The 20404-nt window shown below is 56.5% G+C and carries 13 protein-coding genes, 1 tRNA gene and 6 pseudogenes; 7 read left to right on the top strand and 13 right to left on the bottom strand.

Annotated elements, in window-relative coordinates:
- Positions 1-543: 543 nt before the first annotated feature.
- Both KUIN1_RS26130 and KUIN1_RS26135 read left to right on the top strand, forming a co-directional pair.
- Positions 544-619: transfer RNA gene (locus tag KUIN1_RS26130), tRNA-Thr, on the top strand.
- Between the two features lie 580 nt (positions 620-1199).
- Positions 1200-1670 (top strand): hypothetical protein, encoded by a 471-nt coding sequence (locus tag KUIN1_RS26135; RefSeq protein ID WP_011269305.1) that lies wholly within the window; start codon positions 1200-1202, stop codon positions 1668-1670.
- 1352 nt (positions 1671-3022) lie between these two features.
- Here the strand turns inward: KUIN1_RS26135 and avrPto1 are convergent.
- The 3 genes and pseudogenes from avrPto1 to KUIN1_RS28865 all read right to left on the bottom strand — a co-directional run.
- Positions 3023-3514 (bottom strand): type III secretion system effector AvrPto1, encoded by a 492-nt coding sequence (gene avrPto1 / locus KUIN1_RS26155; RefSeq protein ID WP_011269306.1) that lies wholly within the window; start codon positions 3512-3514, stop codon positions 3023-3025.
- 117 nt (positions 3515-3631) lie between these two features.
- Positions 3632-4603: pseudogene (locus tag KUIN1_RS26160) on the bottom strand (hypothetical protein).
- Positions 4576-4781, bottom strand: a pseudogene (locus KUIN1_RS28865) (hypothetical protein); the annotation flags it as partial. The pseudogenes KUIN1_RS26160 and KUIN1_RS28865, both read right to left, overlap by 28 nt.
- Here KUIN1_RS28865 and KUIN1_RS28210 point away from each other — a divergent pair.
- Positions 4718-5104 (top strand): annotated as a pseudogene (locus tag KUIN1_RS28210) (site-specific integrase); the annotation flags it as partial. The pseudogenes KUIN1_RS28865 and KUIN1_RS28210 overlap by 64 nt on opposite strands.
- A 389-nt stretch (positions 5105-5493) precedes the next feature.
- On the opposite strand, the gene KUIN1_RS26175 reads toward KUIN1_RS28210, so the two are convergent.
- Complete coding sequence (locus KUIN1_RS26175) at positions 5494-6240, bottom strand: SDR family oxidoreductase (RefSeq protein ID WP_024652768.1); 747 nt, start codon at positions 6238-6240, stop codon at positions 5494-5496.
- Between the two features lie 133 nt (positions 6241-6373).
- On the opposite strand from KUIN1_RS26175, the gene KUIN1_RS26180 reads away from it, so the two are divergent.
- The 3 genes from KUIN1_RS26180 to KUIN1_RS26190 all read left to right on the top strand — a co-directional run bounded on the left by KUIN1_RS26180 (position 6374) and on the right by KUIN1_RS26190 (position 9966).
- Positions 6374-7261 (top strand): LysR family transcriptional regulator, encoded by an 888-nt coding sequence (locus KUIN1_RS26180; protein ID WP_024652767.1) that lies wholly within the window; start codon positions 6374-6376, stop codon positions 7259-7261.
- A 726-nt stretch (positions 7262-7987) separates the two neighbouring features.
- Positions 7988-9073: a type I restriction endonuclease gene (locus KUIN1_RS26185; protein WP_003342475.1), complete on the top strand. Its 1086-nt coding sequence runs from the start codon at positions 7988-7990 to the stop codon at positions 9071-9073.
- 155 nt (positions 9074-9228) lie between these two features.
- Complete coding sequence (locus KUIN1_RS26190) at positions 9229-9966, top strand: hypothetical protein (RefSeq protein WP_103713678.1); 738 nt, start codon at positions 9229-9231, stop codon at positions 9964-9966.
- Between the two features lie 10 nt (positions 9967-9976).
- Here the strand turns inward: KUIN1_RS26190 and KUIN1_RS28215 are convergent.
- The 5 genes and pseudogenes from KUIN1_RS28215 to KUIN1_RS26220 form a co-directional block, all read right to left on the bottom strand.
- Positions 9977-10132 (bottom strand): annotated as a pseudogene (locus KUIN1_RS28215) (GNAT family N-acetyltransferase); the annotation flags it as partial.
- Between the two features lie 51 nt (positions 10133-10183).
- Positions 10184-10414, bottom strand: a complete 231-nt coding sequence (locus tag KUIN1_RS26205) for a type II toxin-antitoxin system RelB/DinJ family antitoxin (protein ID WP_004407018.1) — start codon at positions 10412-10414, stop codon at positions 10184-10186.
- 15 nt (positions 10415-10429) lie between these two features.
- Positions 10430-10888: pseudogene (locus KUIN1_RS28420) on the bottom strand (GNAT family N-acetyltransferase); the annotation flags it as partial.
- Between the two features lie 86 nt (positions 10889-10974).
- A pseudogene (locus KUIN1_RS26215) lies at positions 10975-11649 on the bottom strand (Fic family protein); the annotation flags it as partial.
- Positions 11624-12193 (bottom strand): GNAT family N-acetyltransferase, encoded by a 570-nt coding sequence (locus tag KUIN1_RS26220; RefSeq protein ID WP_162886000.1) that lies wholly within the window; start codon positions 12191-12193, stop codon positions 11624-11626. The pseudogene KUIN1_RS26215 and the gene KUIN1_RS26220, both read right to left, overlap by 26 nt.
- 160 nt (positions 12194-12353) lie before the next feature.
- On the opposite strand from KUIN1_RS26220, the gene KUIN1_RS26225 reads away from it, so the two are divergent.
- Positions 12354-12848, top strand: coding sequence for a hypothetical protein (locus KUIN1_RS26225; RefSeq protein ID WP_004407013.1), 495 nt, complete (start codon positions 12354-12356; stop codon positions 12846-12848).
- A 271-nt stretch (positions 12849-13119) separates the two neighbouring features.
- Here KUIN1_RS26225 and KUIN1_RS26230 read toward each other — a convergent pair whose 3' ends face one another.
- From KUIN1_RS26230 to KUIN1_RS26250, 4 genes are all read right to left on the bottom strand, one after another.
- Positions 13120-14394: an OprD family porin gene (locus KUIN1_RS26230; protein WP_011269316.1), complete on the bottom strand. Its 1275-nt coding sequence runs from the start codon at positions 14392-14394 to the stop codon at positions 13120-13122.
- A 645-nt stretch (positions 14395-15039) separates the two neighbouring features.
- Entirely contained in the window at positions 15040-16146 is a 1107-nt protein-coding gene (gene aguA, locus KUIN1_RS26240; RefSeq protein WP_096135536.1) for an agmatine deiminase, read from the bottom strand.
- Positions 16147-16151: 5 nt separating this feature from the next.
- Positions 16152-17030, bottom strand: a complete 879-nt coding sequence (aguB, locus tag KUIN1_RS26245; RefSeq protein WP_003372277.1) for an N-carbamoylputrescine amidase — start codon at positions 17028-17030, stop codon at positions 16152-16154.
- A gap of 344 nt (positions 17031-17374) precedes the next feature.
- Complete coding sequence (locus tag KUIN1_RS26250) at positions 17375-20287, bottom strand: aminotransferase (RefSeq protein WP_103713676.1); 2913 nt, start codon at positions 20285-20287, stop codon at positions 17375-17377.
- Between the last annotated feature and the right edge of the window lie 117 nt (positions 20288-20404).

A 20404-nucleotide genomic window follows, 5' to 3' on the forward strand; every position in this document is an offset into this window, starting at 1 on the left:
GCGCAAAGCCGACAGGCCAGGCGCATCTGCAAATATCCTTCAACAACTCTTCAGCGAATGACCAGCCTGCGGCATACAACACCCCAAACCCGGTTACGATCCATCGCATCACTCATCAGATAGTCCTTTATCTGCATGGCTGAAAAGCTAACGACCCGTGCTGCTGACTCAGTAGCCTGGGCCGTTGAGAACAAGCCTATGCAAAGCCCTCCTGCCCCGCAACTGCCCAAAAATGGCGGGGGCGGATGGGTGCCTGTTCACACGCCAAATCGCCATCAACGCTGGACGCACTGGTTTGCGCGACGAGGTTAAAAATCCAGCGTTCTGTCAGGCACAAGCTATGAGCGCCAAAGGCAAAATCAACCCCCGAATTCAACGCCATCCGCCCTACCACACAGACCAATCCGTCCAAACCAACAGAAACGTCCTGCACCACCACCCGCCCACATCCGACCCGAAGCGCCAACGGTCGATTTTTTTCAACTGAATCAGACAGCTAGGCTTTACAAGCGCATCAGACTCTATATACTCGCAGCCCATTACGCCGGTATAGCTCAGTTGGTAGAGCAACTGACTTGTAATCAGTAGGTCCCGGGTTCGACTCCTGGTGCCGGCACCATATAAATCAAGGGCTTGCAGCGATGCAGGCCCTTGTTTTTTGCGGTACACGTAACAAGCCACGTAACAAGCCATCCTTTCACTGCGCCTGACCAGGCCTTAGACGTGATTACTCGCGTCGGCAAAAGCGCACACGCCAACACACGTCCGCACCTCCCCAAGCAGCCCACCCAAGGGCAGCGTCTCAAAATTTGCTGGGGCAGAAAAAAAGAGCGATATTAGTAATATGCGTTGCTGAAAACGGCTACAGCCCTTGTAAATCAAGGCTCTCAGCGTTTTCGGGAAATAGCGATATTGAAGCGATATGAAGGCGATAATATTACCTTTATGAACAGTAATATTTACCTTCCTTAAAACCCAATGAATCCGGGGGATTGGTAAAATATCGCTATTCATATAGCTACCATATCGCTATCCCCTGCTATATGAAGGACCCAGCAAAACCGGGGCCTCCAGCCCTTTTTTCCTCACATCTAGCTAATATCGCTATTTTTTTTACCCCACCCCTATTTTTAGAACGAAATCCCACGTTCCGGTCACGTTTCAGCGCCATCGATCCGGTCGGGGCATAGGAGATCAACATGTCCGAGGATTTATGCGTCACTGACCAGATCGCGTTGTCCCGCCATCGAGTTTTCCTCCTGAGGGAGTTGAATCGAACCAGGAGCATGGCGCTTCGTTCGGCGATCTATGACCAGCTCGCCCATTTTTCTGCGCTGCTCTGCATGCCGATACCTGCCCTCGATACCATTGGCTTGCCCGAACAATCAGCTGAGGACGCATTGATTCCCTTCTGGTCAGCACTCGACCTACTGGATGGCAAAGGCGAACAGTACAACCACTCGGCGGCACCCGAGTCGTTGCTCGCGATCAACTTCAAAGATCTGCAATCACGTCTGGACAAGCATGGTTGCGGGCTACAGATCGACTCATCTCTCCGCAGATTTCTAACCGAGTCCGTTAAGCCGAAATTCGTCGAGGCCAACAAGAACGTGGCCAGTGTTTTATTGAAGAAAACAGTCAGGTGTATGGTTTTTCAAGCCCGTGAGTAACTGTGTAACGCAGTGAAACCTCCAAACTGACCTACGAGCCTTGTCGCTCAGGGCTTTCAGCCCATCCACTGCGAACGAGGCTATGACCGAAATCGGCGTGCGATTTGATCGATCCTGATTTCGAAAACCCTGGTCTCAGGGTCTTTTTTAGTTTTTCACCCAGAGAAACCGGGGGCTTCTTCACGGAGCTCCTGAATGCCTTTCCAAGGTCCACAGTGCAATCCCACTGCATTCCTCTGCAAAACTTTGCACTCTGTGAAATGGCTGATCAACCGCAGAGGCCCACGGCCCGCTTGGGCTTGAAGGGCTATTGCACTGCATCGAGATTTGCAAAAAAAACGGACGCGAAGCCCGTCGGCGGGAGGGGGATAAGTGCTTTTCCTTGAGTTTTTTTATTCCCAGGCTAATTCTCCCCACAAGCCCGGATCAGCTGAGACTCAGTCCTTCCATCGGAAAGTTTGGCAAAGCCAAAGCACCCGAATGTACTGCATACACATACAGCTAAATATTCGGAGGGCAGATGGTCATGGCAGTGGTTATCACAGAAAAAAAACCAGAGGTTGATGCATGGGTCGCGTAGCTTGGGGACAGCACCGCGCTGCTCGCTTGTCCCGAAGTCCATCACAGACTGTTGCTACAACGTGCTTGCGGTCTGCATGCCTTGCAAATTGTGAATGCAGAAAGAGTACAGCGACATGCTGGAACTCGCTGGCGGAGCGCTCGCATATGCAATTGAGGAGCAACTGCACTTCCCTGCATCGTGAAGTGCCGCCTGATGCAAGTCTTGGTCATTCCAATGAGGCGCAAGGGTGTAGCGTTGTAGCCGAGAGATGGGAGCGTTACGAAGCGATAAAAGGGAACGCGATAGTCCGATCGACTCACTGCGAATATTCAGGCAGGCATGCCAAAAGAGGAACAGCGGCTTCCGGAGCTGATGGACGTCACGTTGGCCACAATGGCCCACAACGGCTTTGTGCTCAGTGGTATTGAATAGTCGATGACTGTGCCTACGCGCAGGCTTGTGTTATTGAGGAGACCAAAGCATGCTGCGACGCGGAGTATTTTGGTTCACAAGGAAAGATTGCATTAACAAATGAATACACCTCCCCCTTAAAGGGTTGACACTTTTTAATCGTAGCACTGTTATGCGCTGCTACAATCCAGTTCCTCTACAAACACATTTTATAATTAACTGCTCTTTAATTTAGTCAATCGCCCGCTGTGACGCACTGAAGAACCTCTGCACTCATCTGTAAATGCCTAGAGTTTTAGATCAGGCGAACACAACTGATGGAATCACAGATGCAGGCCGTGTGCGTAGACATCATGACGCCACACACGGCCTGACATCATTACCAGTTACGGTGCGGGCTAGGAGCAAGTGTTGCCATTCGAATTGATCCGCTCGGGTTTATAGTCGTAACAAATCGCTCTGGAGACGGTGGGATGTCAGCATGGATACCCATTGCGTGCTGCAGAGCTTCGCGCATGTCACTCCAATCAGATATAGCGCTACGCATATCGTCCACATTCTCACGTGGCAGCATTCCCGGATTGATTCCTGACGCTCCCGTCATGAACCTATGCTGCATGTCCGCAAAATCCAGTGTTCTTTGCGTATGTGAGTAAAGATTGTTGTAGCTGCTTCTCAGGCTTTCAGGTGCTTGACTACTAATAAATTCATGCTGATCTCTTGGTAGACCAGCAGACTCCGCAAGTTGACGTCTGACGCTCAGAAGCTGATTGGAAGTTACGTTATCTTCGTCACCCGAGTTATTACTAACTCGGTCTGGGGAGTTCACCTGATGGGCCATCCTGGATCCGCCGACACATATATTTCCCATTCGTATACCCTCTTCAAGTACAGCATTTATGACGCCACTTGAGTGGTCATAGGGAGCGGTTTGGTTCCAAGCTTATAAGATAATTTCCCAAAATATTGCTAGCGCCGAATTTAGACATCAAAGCGTCACTGACTTGAGTTTGGCGGACAGTAACGCTGCCTTGGCAGCGTCTGCCGTGAACGCAACTGCATTACCAGGCACCGGGGTGGGCCCGTGCTGATGCGCGGCGAGTTGGATATTCATATCCTGAACCAGATCGAGCAGGTCACACACCACCTGAAAGATGTTCACGGCCCCGGATCCGATCCAGTTTTTCGGAGCCTGCAGACGCTGACTCTCGCTGGTGATGCTCTCTCGCAATCCCTGAATGCGTTCGTGCATGTCGCCACCCACCGTGGCGTTGTGTTTTTGGCCGACCACCAGGTTCAGATCGCGCCCGGTCGCCTGGTGCAAGTCGTCCACTGCCGCCAGGCTCGCGGATCCGCCTGACAACAGTTTGAGCGCGCCCAGAGCCTCGATCTTCTTCACGCCACCCACTGACTCAGTCGAATGGTCGTCCACTGTCCTGGTGTGGCTCTGGAAGCTTTCGGTGTTCGTCATGGCGTCGACTTCGCGCTCGATCGCCAGGTCCTGAATCTTGCCGTCAGTCTTGCGCAACCAGTTGCCATCCGCGTCGACGCGCTGCTGCACAGCGTCACTGTGCTGCCACACCTAGTCACCCTTGGGGACCTTCGGCAATGTCAGGCCATGCGGCAGGATCGTCTGAATGTAAGGCTTATGCGGCAGGCCGTAGGCGAAGCACACCACTACGCTGGTGCCCTCCTCCGGAAAGGCGAAGAACCCCATTTCATCCCCACCCACTGGCATAGGCAGCGGCACACCGGCCAGTACCGGCAACGTCGTGTCGATCTCGCCGTCTGGCCCCATTACCTGCAGGTCGACCGAGAAGCGCGGTCGGAAGTCATCACACAGCCCGGCGCTGGCCGGCGCATCCGCCACGGCTACGACCTTGGCGAAGCGCGGCAAGTGATAGCCACCAGTGAGTTCAGGGAATTGCCGCTCTAAGCTGCACTTGATTGCGTCGTCCATTTGATAGCCATCTGTGTGCCGGCAGGGTCACGTTCGTGATCCGCTCGCCCTGGTTGATTGATACGCCTGGTCGCAGGCCTGGTAAGGCCGCGATCATCGCGCTCTGGCTGCCTTGGTAGCCGAGACAACATCGTACGCTGGACGCCGCGTTTGCGAGCCGCTTGGGAAGGTGCAAAGGCTTATCGAGCGAAGGTATGAGGCAGCAAATCAACGGTCGTTCCGATCCGACCCGATCGACGCTACATCATTGTGGCCAGCCACGGAGGCCCGTTGCGCAAATCTAGCCTCGACACAGCATGGCAACGGTTCATAACTTCGGCCATAGAGGACGGCACCATTACGGCCGAGCAGCGGTTTGGCCTGCATGATCTAAAGCGTAGAGGCATCACAGACACGGCCGGCAACAGGGCAGACAAGCAGGAGGCGAGCGGTCATCGGGACGGGGCCATGATGGACGTCTACGACCTCAGCGTGCCGCTGATCAATGCCTCCCAGACGTAGCAAGAGTCATCAGACTTCGACCTGCAGCGCTTTCCGCTTCAAGACTTTCGGCAAAGCGACCCGCGACTGTAACGCTGATCCAGGTGCGCACCACCTCACAACTGAAGCGCACCGCGCCACTTGCCAAAGCGGCTAGCATCGCGTCGCTCTACAATCCTTCACGCATGGTTTAGAGCCCAGTCGGGCCTGACCTTCAGATCAACATCAATGCGCTGAAATGGAACCTGCTTTTCGTGAAGTAAAAATGCCATTCACTGAACAAACGGACAAAGCTCGTGGCTAACGAGCGTGAGCGGTGATTGCGAGATTTGAATAACCACTGTCATTTCGACAACTCCCGCTTCCGGGCAGGAAGCGGGATGTACAGACTCGAAGGCGTGCCTATCTCGTTAAAGCGAGCGACCACCATCGACGATAATTTCTGTTCCCAACGTCCAACGAGACTCGTCCGACGCGAGGTACACCACCGCCTTAGCTACTTCCTCAGGCGTGCCAAAACGGCCAAATGGGATAGTCGCAGCAATATCTTTGTTGACCTGCTCGCGGTATGCATCGGGAATACCCGCCTTGTCGTACAGCGGCGTGTCGATGGGCCCAGGGCTGACCGCATTTACTCGTACACCACGCGGAAGAAGCTCGCTAGAGAGCGTTTTCGACATGCTTAGAAAGGCCGCCTTTGTTGCGGCATAAATGGATGAGCGCGGGGCGCCCAGGTGCGCACTGATCGAGGTGTTAAGAACCACCGATGCAGGGTTTGAGAAGACCGGCAGCAGTGCTTGCAGGAGGAAGTAAGGGCCTTTGACATTGATGTCAAAGGAGCGGTCAAACATCTCCTCGTTCCATTCTTCGATCGGCTTCCAGACGGATACGCCAGCATTGAGAAAGGCAATGTCGAGCTGCCCGTAATGAGACTGAACAGCCTGCGCCAGCTCCTTCTGGGCTGCGACACTCGCTGAGTCGGCTCGCAGCACCAAGACATCGCTCCCTAAAATAGCTTGAGCATTTGCCATGGACTCAGGATTAACACCTGTGACGATCACGCGTGCGCCTTCGGCGAGAAATTGCTTGGCGGTCTCCAGACCGATGCCGCTTGTACCGCCAGTGATGAGAGTACGCTTGCCTTGTAAACGGGACATGTAATTTCCTCTCTATTGGTTCGGCCAGCCGGACGGCTGACCTTCTGAGAGCAACTATGTATTCATGCCAACGCACTGATAAGATGGGCAAATAGAATAGATCTCATGCAAAATCTGCATGAAAAGAGGCGTGATGGACCGGTTGTTACTGATGAGCTGTTTTGTACGCGCTGTCGAGACAGGTAGTTTCTCTGCTGCGGGACGTGATCTAGGACTAGGGCAACCGAACGTCAGTCGTTACGTCGCTGCTCTTGAAGACCATTTGCAAACCAGGCTGCTTCACCGATCCACACGAAAGCTGATGCTCACGCCCGAGGGTGAACGGTACTACGCGGATGCGCTGCGTATTCTGGACTCAGTGGAACAGTCAGAGTCCTCACTGAGAGGGAACGTAGCGCCGTCTGGGTTACTGCGAGTCGCTTGCCCGACCGCATTGGCTCACACCTTCATCGTACCGCACGTCGCGAGCTTTCTAGCGCGTTATCCCGAACTGTCGCTCGATCTTCAAATCAATGATCGCTACGTCAATTTAATCGACGAGGGGGTAGAACTCGCGATTCGTATTGGGCACCTGGAGGACAGTGCAATGCGAGCCCGGCCACTAGCATCGTTCGAACGTGTGTGCGTTGCCAGCCGTGCGTACCTAGAGAAACGTGGCTCTCCCTCTTCGCCTGATGACCTGAAGGAACACGACTGCCTCATTTATACCCTCCTATCCACTGGAACCAACTGGCGGTTTAAGAATACTGATGTCCCGGTCTCCGGACGACTGCGTGTCAACTCGCCTGAGGCGATACGTGAGTACGTCAATGCAGGATTGGGAATCGCGCAGGGGCCTCAATGGCTTTATGAGGAAGGGCTCAGAAGTGGCAATCTTCAATTGCTGCTTAACGAATACGTGGCGCCACCCGTCCCGATCCAATTCGTATACTTAGCGAATCGGCTGCTGCCCCAGCGAGCGATCGTTTTCATGGATTTTATGGCGGATGTTTTTGCTGCATTCCATGATCGCCCTAAATAGCCTAGACCACGGCCAAGGTGCGAACGAAGAACCATTAGCATGGGCGGTAACATGCGGTTAAGGAAACGGAAGCAGATTTATTTGGATAAACGACCGCTTCTGGCCTAGAGTGTGTAAAAACGATTTTCAGCGAGATAGGCATTTAAAAACGATCTCAAAATCGCGTCCCTACGCAAAATCTGCATCTGCTCACTTGGCGATAAATTTCAGATTTAACGTGGAGGCGCGCACTTCAATTTTGGCAAAACGTTTTTACACACTCTGGGCCGAGAGCTGCCTCAGAATAAATCGAGCTACGCCGCCCCTACTGAACCACGTAAAACAGCCATAGACCTCACGTAGGCCGTGGCTTTTAGGACATTGCCACGTAACAAGAAAATCTGTAACGCACTGATACATATATATATAAAGCATCTTCCTTGTAATCGGTAGGTCCCAAGTTCGACTCTTGGTGCCGCACCATACAAAATAAGTGCTTTCAGCCTACAAGCTCTTTTTTCGCATCAGATTTAGCAACGCACATGTAGATCTTCATTACGCACGAACCAAAACAGACCGCTCCCCCCGCTATGCCCCGCAACGCGTAAGACGTTTCCGATTTCCTCAGATATCTCCGCTCACGCCTCAAAATCCTATAGCTATTCCCCAGCCCATCGTAGTAGCGTTGCGCCTCTATCGATTATCGATAGGACTGAGGGCTCATGAGCCCGGCACGGAGCAATAAAAATGGATTTTCTTGAAGCACTCAATTCCCTTTCAGCAAAAGTCCGCCAGCAAGCCGCGTCTATCCGAACCGAAGAGGCTACCAAAACGGCTCTGGTCATGCCGTTTATCCATACCGTGCTGGGCTACGATGTATTCGATCCTTCTGAGGTTGTGCCGGAGTACACGTGCGATGTGGGCACCAAGAAAGGCGAGAAGATCGACTATGCCATCGTTAAAGAGGGCAATATTCAGATTCTCATCGAGACCAAGAAAATCGGCGAGCCGCTGAACATCAATCATGCCAGCCAGCTGTTCCGTTACTTCCATGTGACCACTGCAAGGATTTCGATTCTCACCAATGGCCGGGTCTACAAGTTTTTTACAGACCTGGACGCGCCTAATAAGATGGATGAAAAACCATTTCTTGAACTGGACCTGCTGGCGATTGATGACCATGCCATTCCGGAATTGCAGAAGCTGACCAAGTCGTCCTTCGACGTTGAGTCAATTCTAAATGCCGCTGGCGAGTTGAAGTACGTCGGTCAGATCAAGCGTGTGATTGCGGCACAGTTCAGTCAGCCAGACGACGATTTTGTCCGGTACTTCGCGTCACGCATTTATGAGGGCGCTATTACTCAGAAGGTACGTGAGCAGTTCACGATTCTGACCAAAAAGGCCACCTCGCAATTTCTGAACGATCAGGTCAACGACCGGTTGAAGCTGGCAATGAGCGGAGTTCAGGCGCCCACGGTGGCCGAAACCATCATCGAAAATAACACTCAGCCTGAAAAGGAAGAGCCGATAGACGACCGGATCGTGACGACTGTGGAGGAAATGGAAGGCTTCCATATCGTCAAGTCGATCATCCGCACTGTGGTTGAAGCGAAACGTATTGCTCATCGTGATACACAAAGCTATTTCGGCATTCTTCTGGATGACAACAACCGTAAACCCATCACCCGCCTGCATTTCAATCGCGCTCAGAAATACATCGGCATTTTTGAAAAGGACAAGGGCGAGACCCGCCACCCGATCGCTTCCCTGGATGATATTTACGGTTTTGCCGATGCCCTCAAGGACACCGTATTGAGCTACGCAGAGTCTTGAAAAAGCATCAATTCCGTTAACAAATATTTGCAGGGCGTGTGGCAATGCGCGCCCTGCAAGTACGTCGGGATATTTTCCGTCCCCCGACCTCCCCTCAAGCTCCCCCCTCCTTCGTCGATACCCTCCATACAACCCCGCAATCATGGATCGATGAAATGGTTATCTCACTAACCCCCGGCAACAACACGTCTCCCACCATCACCCTGCCCAATTCCGGCATCACGCTCACCCCGCAGCCGCTCACCGATGCGCAGAAAGAAGCGTTTAAGAACGCTGCTGCCAGTACACCCGCTGTCGTCTATCACCCGAGTACCGAAGTACCTGCGACCACTGAACCGATGGAAGCGGTGGATACCTGGATAGGCCGCTCGCAGTCGCCTGATTTCCCAAAGATGGCGGCGCAGCACGGTAACTCGACGGAGGCGCTGAAGACGTCGTATGAAGCGTTCACGTCGACGCTGGCGTCGGTGTATCCGGATCTGGCCAGCAAGAAGTTCGGCTTCACGATCGAGGCGGACGGTAATCTGAAGGCGATCAACAGTTCCGGTGAGTTGAGCGAGGCGGATACCAAGCAACTCAATACATTGTTGAATGCGTCCAGCGGGCTGAAAACCGCAGCGGCTACCTATCGGGAAACGGCCATTGATCTGGTCGACGCCGATTCGCCCTGGAGCGGCAGTTATCTGGGTCGCTACAACCTGAACAAGGAGAACTTCGCCAATTCTCTGGACCTGGGCGCGCTGTTTATTCCCAAGACTTCAACGCCGTCCAAGGAGCAGTCGGATGGCATGTTCTTCAATCAACTGGCGTACAAAGGTGAGCTGCACACCCAGGAATCGGAGGCGGCCATGCTCGCTGCACGTGCGGCGGAGAAAGCTGCCTCGGCGGGTTGATCCCAACCCGTCAGCACATCGGCAGACGTGGCGGGCGGAGGTAGTAGTTATCGAACTCGCCGCTCTCAACGAGCTGAAACGCGTGGCGGATGTAGAAGCGGTTGGAGTCGCTTTCTTTCAGGGGGCAGATGTATAACGTGGATGCGGTGGCATCTGCTGACGCACGGTATCTCCTGATTTGTGCCAAACCTTTAGAACTCGCGCATCGAATTCGAGGTTATAGGTCATCCAGTGAAACCTTTACCCGCTGCGGAGATGCCAGGCGCTCGCGGACAGTTGCCAGTAGCGCTTCGTCTTCCTCGGTCATCATGAAGGGTAGCTGGCCGTGCTCAGCTACGTATTGAAGGGTTTGGCGCAGTAATTCCGAGGAGGTGGCGCCAAGCCTTTCCAGCTCGAGGTAAGCACGCGCTTTGAGATCGTCCTCGATACGAACGTTGATAGACGCCATCGGGGCACCCTCAAAACGTTGCGGGCGAAGGTAGTAGTTGTCGAAATCGCCGCTCTCAACGAGCTGAAACCCGTGACGAACGTAGAAGCGGTTGGAGTCGCTTTCTTTCAGGGCGCCCACCCGTACTGTGGATGCGGTTGCGTCCGCTTGTGCGAAGACTTGCCGAAGCACGGCAGCACCAATGCCCTGCCCTTGAACAGCCGGCTTGATATACAGGTGATCCAGCAGCAGGCCGTCGCTGCTCGGTTTGACGACCATGAAGCCGACCTTGCTGCCGGCGACCTGGATGTAATGGGTGCATGACGCAGAAAACCCTTCACGAAAACGCTTTCGGGCGCGCACCGGATCGAACCGGCCAACGCGCTCGAGGCTTTCGCGCATGGCTTCGATACGTATGGCCACCAATGTTTCGAAGTCTTCGGGCTGGACCGTTACCAGGGTGATGTCGGGATCATTTTCTAGAATCTGTTGCATTGTGTTTGCTCCCGTATCAAAGGCTCGACGTCAGGTGCCCTATCCAGGAACCGCGACCACTTTAGCTTTGTTGGCGGGCCTGATCGTCAAGGCGCTGATTGCCCATCGAGTCGCTTACGAACGATTTTCCCCAGGCTCGTCAGACGATATCGCTGATTGCTGCTGGTCGGTTTTTCCGGAATCGTCATGGCGAGAACGCCTTGCTCGAGCGCGGGCGAAAGGTAATGTTTACGGAAGTGTTCTGCGTCAGCCAGCTTCAACTGGTGCTGAAGCTCAATGCGTTTGATGTCTCCATTTACGAGCACAATCAGCTTTTCGACTTCCGGGGTGACTTCCGGGGTGGCTTCCGGGGCGACTTCCGGGGTAAGGAATGTGAGGGTGACTCCAGAGTTTCCTTCGCTATACCAAACAGGAGGCGCAAGGCCGTTCTCTTCGCAGGCCTGACGAATAAGTACGCTGCCGCGACCCAGCTTTTCTATATAGCCCTGTAAATAAAGTGCGTGGGCAATATCAGGATTGCGCAGCACTGAAATATGGCCCTGTTGCAGCTTGTCCGCATCGACGCCGTCCGGAAGGCTGCCGGAGTTCCAGATCTGCAGTCGGACCGGACTGATCTCTACTTTGATGCCGCCGGAAAAGCTGCTGTAGTCTCGATGAGCGAAAGCGTTGACGATGCCTTCGCGTATAGCCATCTCCGGATACAGCGGTAAGTCTTCACGCTGATTGCGGCCTTGGCTAAAGCGCGCCTTGACCGGGGTATTCGTGTAGGCGCAACCACTCCTCCCGCGTCATCTCCCAGACTTCCACCTCGAACCGTCCGCCAACAAACTCGCCCTCCTGCGTGCTCACCTTGCGCATGCCTTCGCTGATTGAGATGCGCCGCGAGGCTTCATTGGGGGCGGCTTTGGGCACTTGCATCAGGGGCATGCCCATCACGTCGAACCACTGTCGATTGATCGCGCGGCAGGCCTCTTTCATGTAGCCGTGGCCTTGCCAGTCCGGGTGCAGCCAGAAGCCGCGGTTGTTGCCGGGATGGGTCATCAGGGTGATGCTGCCGATGATCTCGTGGGGCGCGCTCTGCAGGCGGATCATCCAGTGCCATTCGGTGCCGTTTGCTATGGCGGGCAGTGCGACGTCCTGAATGTAGCGCAGCGCACCGTCCTGTGGATAAGGCCAGGGGACGCGGTTGTTCAGGTAGCGCACGATGTCCCATAGCGGGAAGCGTTGCTGAACCGCAGGCGCATCCTCGAGCTGAAGTGGCGTCAGCAGCAGACGCTCGGTGTGCAGCGTGGGGGTGATGGTCATGACGATGTCCCTGTTCATCGAACGATGCTCACTGGATGAACGGTCCCATATGCCGGGGATTTAAGTCGAACTGCCGGCTGCAGGTGGGGGTCTATCCTGCATCTTTTATACATCGGAAACCCCAGTGCCCAGAATCATTACGGATCAGACACCCCAAAGTGTGGTGGATGAGCAGCAGGTCAAATTGTTTGGCTCGCCCAAGGAACGGCTGGATTTTTATCGACGCGAAATTCATTACGAAACCACCAACCTCTCCAACCGCACCAACGCCTATTTGTCGGCGCAGTCATTCCTGGTGATAGCTTATGCATCGTCGATGGCCAACATGAACACGGCCTGGGGCGCGATGTTTACGCTGGTTGTGCCGCCGATGCTCGCCTTGCTGGGGCTGCTCAGTACGCTGTTCGCCTGGCCGGGTATTCGGGCGGCGTGCGACATCATCCAGCACTGGCACCACAAACAGGCGCAACTGCTGCTCAGCGAGCCGGTCATCGGGCTGACTTATGACGATTCGCCGCTGTTCAGCGATTGGGAATCCAGCGAAACCGGGCCGAAAAAGTCCTTGCTGTTCTCCAAGCGCAGTCCTTGGCTGTTCAGCTTTTTCTGGGTATTCCTCGGCGGTTTCGCGGTGTTTGTTCAGTTGATTGCGGACTGAGTCAGGTGCGGCCCTGTCATGTTCTTTGGCGTGACTGACAGACTTGGGATGGGTAGATGTGACGGAGAGCGTCAGGGAAGGTATGCCCACGCTGGAGCACGAACGGTGTTTCAGTCATGCATTTTCGGCGATCATCCAGCCCTCTTCGCGAACAAGTTCGCTCCCACGGCCTCCGGCCAGAATCAAAAGCAGACTTGTATAGCGATGAGCGCTGGAGCATGGGCACGATCAGGATTCAGGCGACGGTCTTTGTCAGGCCGCCGCCCTCGGATCAGAAAATGTTGATCGGGTAGTCCACGAAGATGCGTGTCTCGTTGCCTTCGCTATTGTAGGCCTGTGCATCGTCCGAGACCCGCAGGAACGAGTTGCGCAGGCGGAGCGAGAGGTCTTTGGCCGGGCCGCTCTGGACCACGTAAGTCAGCTGGCTGAATATCTCGCGTTCCGTGCCGTCGCCGCTGCCTGCGGTGCCATCGTCGATGTTGTCGCCGCGTACGTAGGCAGCCTTGTAGCTAAGGCCAGGCAGGACCAGCCCGGACAGGTCGACGCCATAGGCCGCCTGCCAAGAACGTTCGTCCTTGCCGTTGAAATCGGACCAGTAGGAGTTGGCGAGGTAGATGGTGTTACCGCCATCACCAAAACCGCCATCGTTGCGATAGCCTCCGTAGGCGTAACCCATGTCACCGGTGCTGCGCTGATGCGCCAGGGTGAAGGAGTGGATGCCCACGGCCCAGGTTGCGGCCAGGCTCCAGATCTTGTTGTCACGCGCGTCGCTGGCAGTGAAGTCTTTATCCAGTCGGGTCTTGTAGCCGTTGAAGTCGAAGGTCAGCGACTGGTCTTGCGGCAGTGCGAAGACATAGTTCAGGTTCAGGTACTGCTTCTTGAACACGTCTTCGTTGTCCGAGGCATAGAAAGCGGCGCTGAACTCATCGGTGAATTTGTAGCTGGCGCCGTAGACGTTGATGCTCTTCAGGTCACCACTGTCGCGACCTTCCGCGCTCTTGCGCGCTTCCTGGGTGAAACGCCCGGCGACCACTTCCAGCCCCTCGATCTCTTTGGAGGTGATCAGGGTGCCGGTGTAGCTTTCCGGCAGCAGACGGGAGTTGTCGTAGTTCAGTACCGGCAATTGCGGCATCTGATCGCCGTATTTGATGACGGTATTCGAGAAGCGCGCTTTTACCGCTGCGCCTGCACGGGACAGGTCATCGGCAGCCGCGCCGCTGTCGCCCTGCTTGAAGAAGTCGATGCCGCCATTGCCACTGCGGCCCTTTCCGCCATCAAGGCGAATGCCGTACAGCGCAAAGGCGTCGACGCCCACGCCAACCGTGCCCTGAGTGAAACCGGACGCGAAGGTGCCCATGAAGGCCTGGCCCCATTCGGATTTGTCTTCACGGTCGTTTTTGAAGTCGCGATTGATGTAGGCGTTTCGCAGGTTGACGTTCAGGCTGCTGTCTTCGACAAAGCCCTTCGAATCGGCCTGCCCCTGGGCCATGGCCTGACTGGCGCTGATGATGCCCAAAGCGAGCATGCCCATACGTGTGTTAAGCATTTTGTCTTCCTTGTTCTGCAAATGACATGCGCTGTGGCGGCCAATGGCCGTCTGGCTTCCCGCCTCTGGTCAGGCGGTGGAGCGCCGCACGAGGTCATCGCAGTGGACTACGAAGCACGTACAGGGGGTGGAGCCACAGGCAGTGGGGCGCGAATCCTAGTTCGGGTGCCTGGGGGTGTCAAACGTGTGGATGGCCGGGGCCAGGTCTGGTGTATTGCTTAATCTGTCAGCACGCGCGCCAACGCTTCGAATTCGGCATCGTTGAACAGGCCTGCCGGATAGCGCTGCAGCAGCATGGCGCGAACGTCCGGTCTGGCTTTCACGGGCCTGGTCGTCCTTAACCAATCCGCCACTCGCTGGCGTGCCTCGTTACTGAGCGAAGCAGAAAAACCACGAACTCGCTGTTGGCTCATACCTGCATTCATAACGAAAACCTCTTGATTCATGAGGGGCTAAATCTACTGATGCCATGTGACAGTCAAGCTAAGAAAACGGGTTTTCGCCAGTGGAATTTAGGATAACTGCCGATAAATCTGATGAACTTAGTTATAAAGTAACGCATAAAAAAGCCCATCTGATGATGGGCTTAATACAGCACAAACGGGACCAACTATCCAGTTGTTAGATACAACTAGTTACTAAGCACTAGTGCTTGTGAGGCGCTGGCTGTTGCTGTGTCAGGCAGTGGATATTGCCCCCGCCCAGCAGCAATTCACGGCCTGGCGCCATTACCACCTCATGCTCTGGAAACAGCTTTTGCAGGATCTCGCGGGCCTTTCCGTCCATCGGATCGTCGAAACTCGGCGCAATGATGCCGCCGTTGACGATCAGAAAATTCACATACGACCCGGCCAGACGCACCGAAGGGTTGCGTTCCTGGCTGCCATGCACCTGATCGACGCCCGCACATTCTTCTTCTGTGGCGAACAATGGGCCGGGAATCGGCATTTTATGCACGATAAACGCACGCCCCTTGGCATCCCGAGTGTTTTCCAAAATACTCAATGCCGCATGGCAGCGTGAGTAGTTGGGGTCTTCGGGATCATCGGTCCAGGCCAGTAACACCTCGCCCGGACGGATGTAGCAGCAGAAGTTATCCACATGTCCGTCGGTTTCGTCGTTGAACAGGCCTTCCGGCAACCAGATGATTTTATCCACAGCCAGGTAATCGCCGAGGATCGTTTCGATCTGTTCGCGGGTCAGGTGCGGATTGCGGTTGCGATTGAGCAGGCACTCTTCGGTGGTGATCAGCGTGCCCTCGCCATCCACGTGGATCGAGCCGCCTTCGAGGACGAAGCCTTCAGTGGCGTAGCGCGGGCAGCGCTCGATTTCGAGTACTTTGCCGCCCAGCTGCGAATCGAGATTCCACGGCGCATACAGGCCGCCATCGAAGCCGCCCCAGGCATTGAATTCCCAATTCACGCCGCGCACTTCGCCACGGTCGTTGATGACGAACGTCGGCCCGCTGTCGCGCACCCAGGCATCGTTGCTGCTCATTTCCACAACCCGGATGTTCGGCATGTCCAGCCGCGCACGGGCGTTGTCGTATTGTGCAGCCGACACAGCCACCGTGACCGGCTCAAAGCGGGCGATGGCCTTGGCGATGGCAACGTGGGCAGCCTGCGCGGGCTTGCCACCCAGGCGCCAGTTGTCCGGGCGCTCGGGCCAGACCATCCAGACCTGGGTTTGCGGTGCCCATTCGGCCGGCATGTGGAAACCGTCGGCGCGTGGCGTGCTATTGAGCGTGGTCATGGCGATCAGGACTCCAGCGAACCGTCGAGGGTCTTCACCGCGCCGTACAGGTTAGGACGGCGATCACGGAACGTACCCCAGGCACTGCGGATGTGCTCCAGCTCGTCCAGGTCGAAGCTGTGGACCAGCACGCCTTCTTCGGTTTCGTTGAGCTCGGCGACTTTTTCACCGAACTGGTTGGCGATGAACGACGAACCGTAGAAGGTGATGTCGTAGCCGTCCTGCTCTTCGTTGCCAATGCGGTTGCTGGCAATCAGCGGCATCAGGTTCGCGCCGGCGTGACCTTGCTGCACGCGCTGCCAATGGTCGCGCGAGCTGATGGTCTTGTCATGCGGCTCGCTGCCGATGGCAGTCGGGTAGAACAGAATTTCCGCGCCCTGCAACGCCATGCTGCGCGCGCACTCCGGGAACCACTGATCCCAGCAGATACCGACGCCGATTTTCGCATAACGGGTCTGCCAGACCTTGAAGCCGGTGTCGCCCGGGTTGAAGTAGTACTTTTCGTGGTAGCCAGGGCCGTCCGGGATGTGGCTCTTGCGGTAGATGCCCAGGTTGCTGCCGTCTGCGTCGATGATCGCGATGCTGTTGAAACGTGCACGCCCTGCCAGCTCGAAGAAGCTGATCGGCAAGACGACCTGCAGTTCTTTGGCGATTTTCTGGAAGTGCTTGATTGCGACGTTGGACTCGAGGGTGGTCGCCAACTGCAGGTAGTCCGGGTTCGGCTTCTGGCAGAAGTACGGGGTTTCGAACAATTCCTGAATCAGGATGATCTGGGCGCCCTTGGCGGCAGCTTCACGTACCAGCTTTTCAGCGGTCTCGATGTTGGCTTCCAGATCCCAGGAGCAGGCCATCTGGGTAGCAGCGACAGAAACGATACGGCTCATGAAAATATCTCCAGGGGCGGTTGCAAAGGACTTATCACCATAGCAGACAGGCGATGACGATTATGAACGTCTTTATAGCGGATATAAATCGGTATTAAAAGCTTATAATTTGCTTATCATGAATTTATTTGTAGATTTTACCGATATTAATCTGCTTAAGACTCATGACCGCGCTCATTCCTACGAGCTGGGTGTGACGCGACGGCCCTTCGCGAACAAGTTCGCTCCTACGGCCTTCGGCCAGAATCAAGAGCAGATCCGGGTATGGCGGTAGTGCCCCGTCAGGCACCACCTATCGTGCCCATGCTCCGCGTGGGTATGCCGTTCTGGACGCTCTGCGTCCTCTATTCCAGTTCGCGCAGCACCTTCGATACGTTGTCGACGAAAAAGTCCACGCTTTGCCGGGTGGTGCACATCGGGGGTTTGATTTTCAGGATGTTCAGGTAGTCGCCGGTCGGCTGCATGAAAATGCCCAGCTCACGCAGGCGCTCGCACAGGCGCGCGGTTTCTTCTGTGGCGGGTTCCAGGGTGTGGCGGTCGCGGACCAGTTCCATGCCCAGATAAAAGCCCATGCCGTGCACCGCGCCCACCAGCGGATGTATATCGGCCAGGGCCTGCAGCCGCGCCTTGAAGTGGTCGCCCACGATCCGGGCGTTGTCCCAGAGTTTTTCCTCCTCCATGACATCCAGCACCGCCATGCCGATCCGGCAACTGACCGGACTGCCACCGGATGACGAGAAGAAATAGCCCTCGGCCTCCAGCGCCTCGGCAATCTCACGGCGGGTGATCACCGCGCCCAGCGGATGGCCGTTGCCCATGCCTTTGGCCATGCTGATGATGTCCGGCACCACGCCCTGCTCTTCGAAGCCCCAGAAGTGATGACCCAGCCGGCCATAACCCACCTGTACCTCATCGGCAATGCACACGCCACCCACCGCGCGGACCTTCTGATACACCTGTTGCAAATAGCCCGGCGGCAGGGAAATCCCGCCCGCATTGCCATACACCGGCTCGCAGATGAAGCCCGCCACCTGCCGTTGCTGCTCAGCCAGCGTGGCAAGGGCCTGATCGACACTGCGCACGTACTCAGGCGCACTGTCCGCGCCCCTGAACGGCCCGCGATAGGTGTTGGGCGCGGTGACCGGATGCACCCAGTCCGGGCGCGTGCTGAGCGCCTGCGGGTTGTCGGCGATAGAGGTTGAAATGGCATCGGTGGCCACCGACCAGCCGTGATACGCCTCCAGCACACTGAGCATGTCGCGACCACCGCTGTAAGCCCACGCCAGCCTGATCGCTAGATCGTTGGCCTCGGTGCCGCTGTTGACCAGAAACACGCGATCCATGCCCTCGGGGGCCAGCTTGAGCAGGCGCTCGGAGAACTCGGCGATCGCCGCATAATGAAAACGCGAGTTGGTGTTGAGCAACGACCACTGGCGCGCCGCCTCGTGAGCCATGCGCGGATGGCCATGACCGAGAACGGCGACGTTATTGAGCATGTCCAGGTAGGAGCGGCCCTGCATGTCGATCAGGTGGTTACGCCAGCCGCGCTCGATCTGCGGCGGGGCCTGGTAGTAGTGCTTTTGCGAGCGGGCAAAGCTGGCATCACGGCGCGCCAGCAATTGCGCGGCGTCCTGCAAGGCTGGCGCGTCACAATCAAAACCGAGCAGGGCCGACGGCGACGGGCACACTGCGCGCCAGGCATCTGCCCAGGTCGGTGTGCTGAACAGCGGCGGGCTGAGGTCCGGCGCGGTACATAATTGCAGCAACAGCGAGCCACCACCCTGCCCAATCAACGTACCCGTCGCTACCTGACCCTGCAGCGAAGCCTCCGGCAACACACCCCACAGCTTCAAACTGATGCGCTCGCCGACCAACAGCACCGCAGCATCGGCCGTCAGCCGCAAGGTGCCCTCGAACGGCGCATGCAGCGGCGTTGCTGCGGGCACATGCAATTCGACGTGCAGCGCAAAGGTCTCCGGCTCGCTGGCGCAGTCAGGCAAGGTGCGTGACAGACGGTATTCACCGAACCGACTGGCTGCCAGACCCCTGTCCCCGGCCGCTTGCGACAGCAAGTATTCATCGATGCCGCTCTGCTCCCAGTTGCCTGCCACAAAGTGCTCGCTGAGCACGCCCAGATCCACCAGCACCGGCTGAAGCCCCGCCAGGCTGGGCAACAACGGCGAATAGACAGGTTGCTCGACAGTCGGCAGGTCCAGACCCACCGCGCGCAGAATGGCGGCTTCCATCAGCGCCATCGGCACCGAAGTGGCGACGTCGAAAATGTTCCATTCGCCGGCAAGGTTGGCCTGGATATACGCATTGCCAGGCTCGACGCTGGCCTGCTGTTCGCTGCTGAGCACAAGCACTGCGGATCGAGCGACGATCAGCGGCCAGAGCGCCTGCAATTCCTCGATCTTCAGCGGATTGAGGGCGTGATAGGCAGCAATGGCCGGGAGGATGTACAGCGGGTCGCCCTCGGCGTGGTGCAGCAGCGCCGCGCAGGTCACCGACAGGTCGGCCACTCGCCAGGTACTGAGCAGATCGCCGAAATCAATCAGCCCCTGCAAGTGCCACGGGTGCCCCGCCTCACGCCGCCAGACTGCGTTGTGCTCGGAGATGTCCAGATGCACTGCCTGTATCGGCAGTGCGGCAATCAATGGCAACAGACGGCGATGAGCCTGCTCACCGGCTTCGATCAGACAGGCGCGGGCGTCGGCATCCTTGATCACCGGCAGCAGGTGCTTGATCAACGCGTGGGCGTGGCGCGGGTCCCACTGCAGAATGCGCTGCAGACCGGGGTGGTCGAAATCGGCCAGCGCAATATCCACATGGGCACACAGTTCGCCCAGCTCGACCACGATGTCACGGCCCAGGTGCTCGACATGCCCCAGCGATTGCCCGTCGATGAACTCAAGCAGACGCACATGCACCGCCTGCCCGTCGATGTCGACCGACAGTAACTGTTCGGTGTCGATGGCACGGATCACGCCCGGCACCTTGACCGTACTGTGGCCGGCCAGATGATGCAACGCCGCGTGCTGGGCGTTCAGCTCGTTGGTCGAATACGCCCCGTGGCAGATTTTCAGCACATAACGCCGCGTGCCGGTATCCAGCAGAAAGTTGCGATCCTGCTGGCTGCCCAGCGCTTTCAGGGTGCCGCTCAGCCCGTAGTGCTGCGCGAGCAATTGCAGCGCCTGGTCCGCGCTGACCTCGGGGCAAGGCAGACTGGACCGGCGGATGAGCGTGGCAAGCGGCATGGAGAACCTCGTTGTTGTTGTCAGGCCCGGGCTCAATGAGCAAGGCGTGATGGGCAGTCGCGCAACTGTAGGGGCATTGACTATAGGGGGATTGCACTGTGCGACCAATCCGCACCT

It is taken from the genome of Pseudomonas sp. KUIN-1 (genome assembly GCF_009176725.1).
In the GTDB taxonomy this organism is placed as follows: domain Bacteria; phylum Pseudomonadota; class Gammaproteobacteria; order Pseudomonadales; family Pseudomonadaceae; genus Aquipseudomonas; species Aquipseudomonas fragariae.

Excerpts from the sequence above, each read along its gene's own strand:
- KUIN1_RS26185 (WP_003342475.1), top strand. The coding sequence starts at position 7,988 with ATGGATTTTCTTGAAGCACTCAATTCCCTTTCAGCAAAAGTCCGCCAG.
- KUIN1_RS26180 (WP_024652767.1), top strand. The coding sequence starts at position 6,374 with ATGGACCGGTTGTTACTGATGAGCTGTTTTGTACGCGCTGTCGAGACA.
- KUIN1_RS26205 (WP_004407018.1), bottom strand. The coding sequence starts at position 10,414 with ATGGCGTCTATCAACGTTCGTATCGAGGACGATCTCAAAGCGCGTGCT.
- KUIN1_RS26135 (WP_011269305.1), top strand. The coding sequence starts at position 1,200 with ATGTCCGAGGATTTATGCGTCACTGACCAGATCGCGTTGTCCCGCCAT.
- KUIN1_RS26250 (WP_103713676.1), bottom strand. The coding sequence starts at position 20,287 with ATGCCGCTTGCCACGCTCATCCGCCGGTCCAGTCTGCCTTGCCCCGAG.
- avrPto1 (WP_011269306.1), bottom strand. The coding sequence starts at position 3,514 with ATGGGAAATATATGTGTCGGCGGATCCAGGATGGCCCATCAGGTGAAC.
- aguA (WP_096135536.1), bottom strand. The coding sequence starts at position 16,146 with ATGACCACGCTCAATAGCACGCCACGCGCCGACGGTTTCCACATGCCG.
- aguB (WP_003372277.1), bottom strand. The coding sequence starts at position 17,030 with ATGAGCCGTATCGTTTCTGTCGCTGCTACCCAGATGGCCTGCTCCTGG.
- KUIN1_RS26175 (WP_024652768.1), bottom strand. The coding sequence starts at position 6,240 with ATGTCCCGTTTACAAGGCAAGCGTACTCTCATCACTGGCGGTACAAGC.
- KUIN1_RS26230 (WP_011269316.1), bottom strand. The coding sequence starts at position 14,394 with ATGCTTAACACACGTATGGGCATGCTCGCTTTGGGCATCATCAGCGCC.
- KUIN1_RS26220 (WP_162886000.1), bottom strand. The coding sequence starts at position 12,193 with ATGACCATCACCCCCACGCTGCACACCGAGCGTCTGCTGCTGACGCCA.
- KUIN1_RS26190 (WP_103713678.1), top strand. The coding sequence starts at position 9,229 with ATGGTTATCTCACTAACCCCCGGCAACAACACGTCTCCCACCATCACC.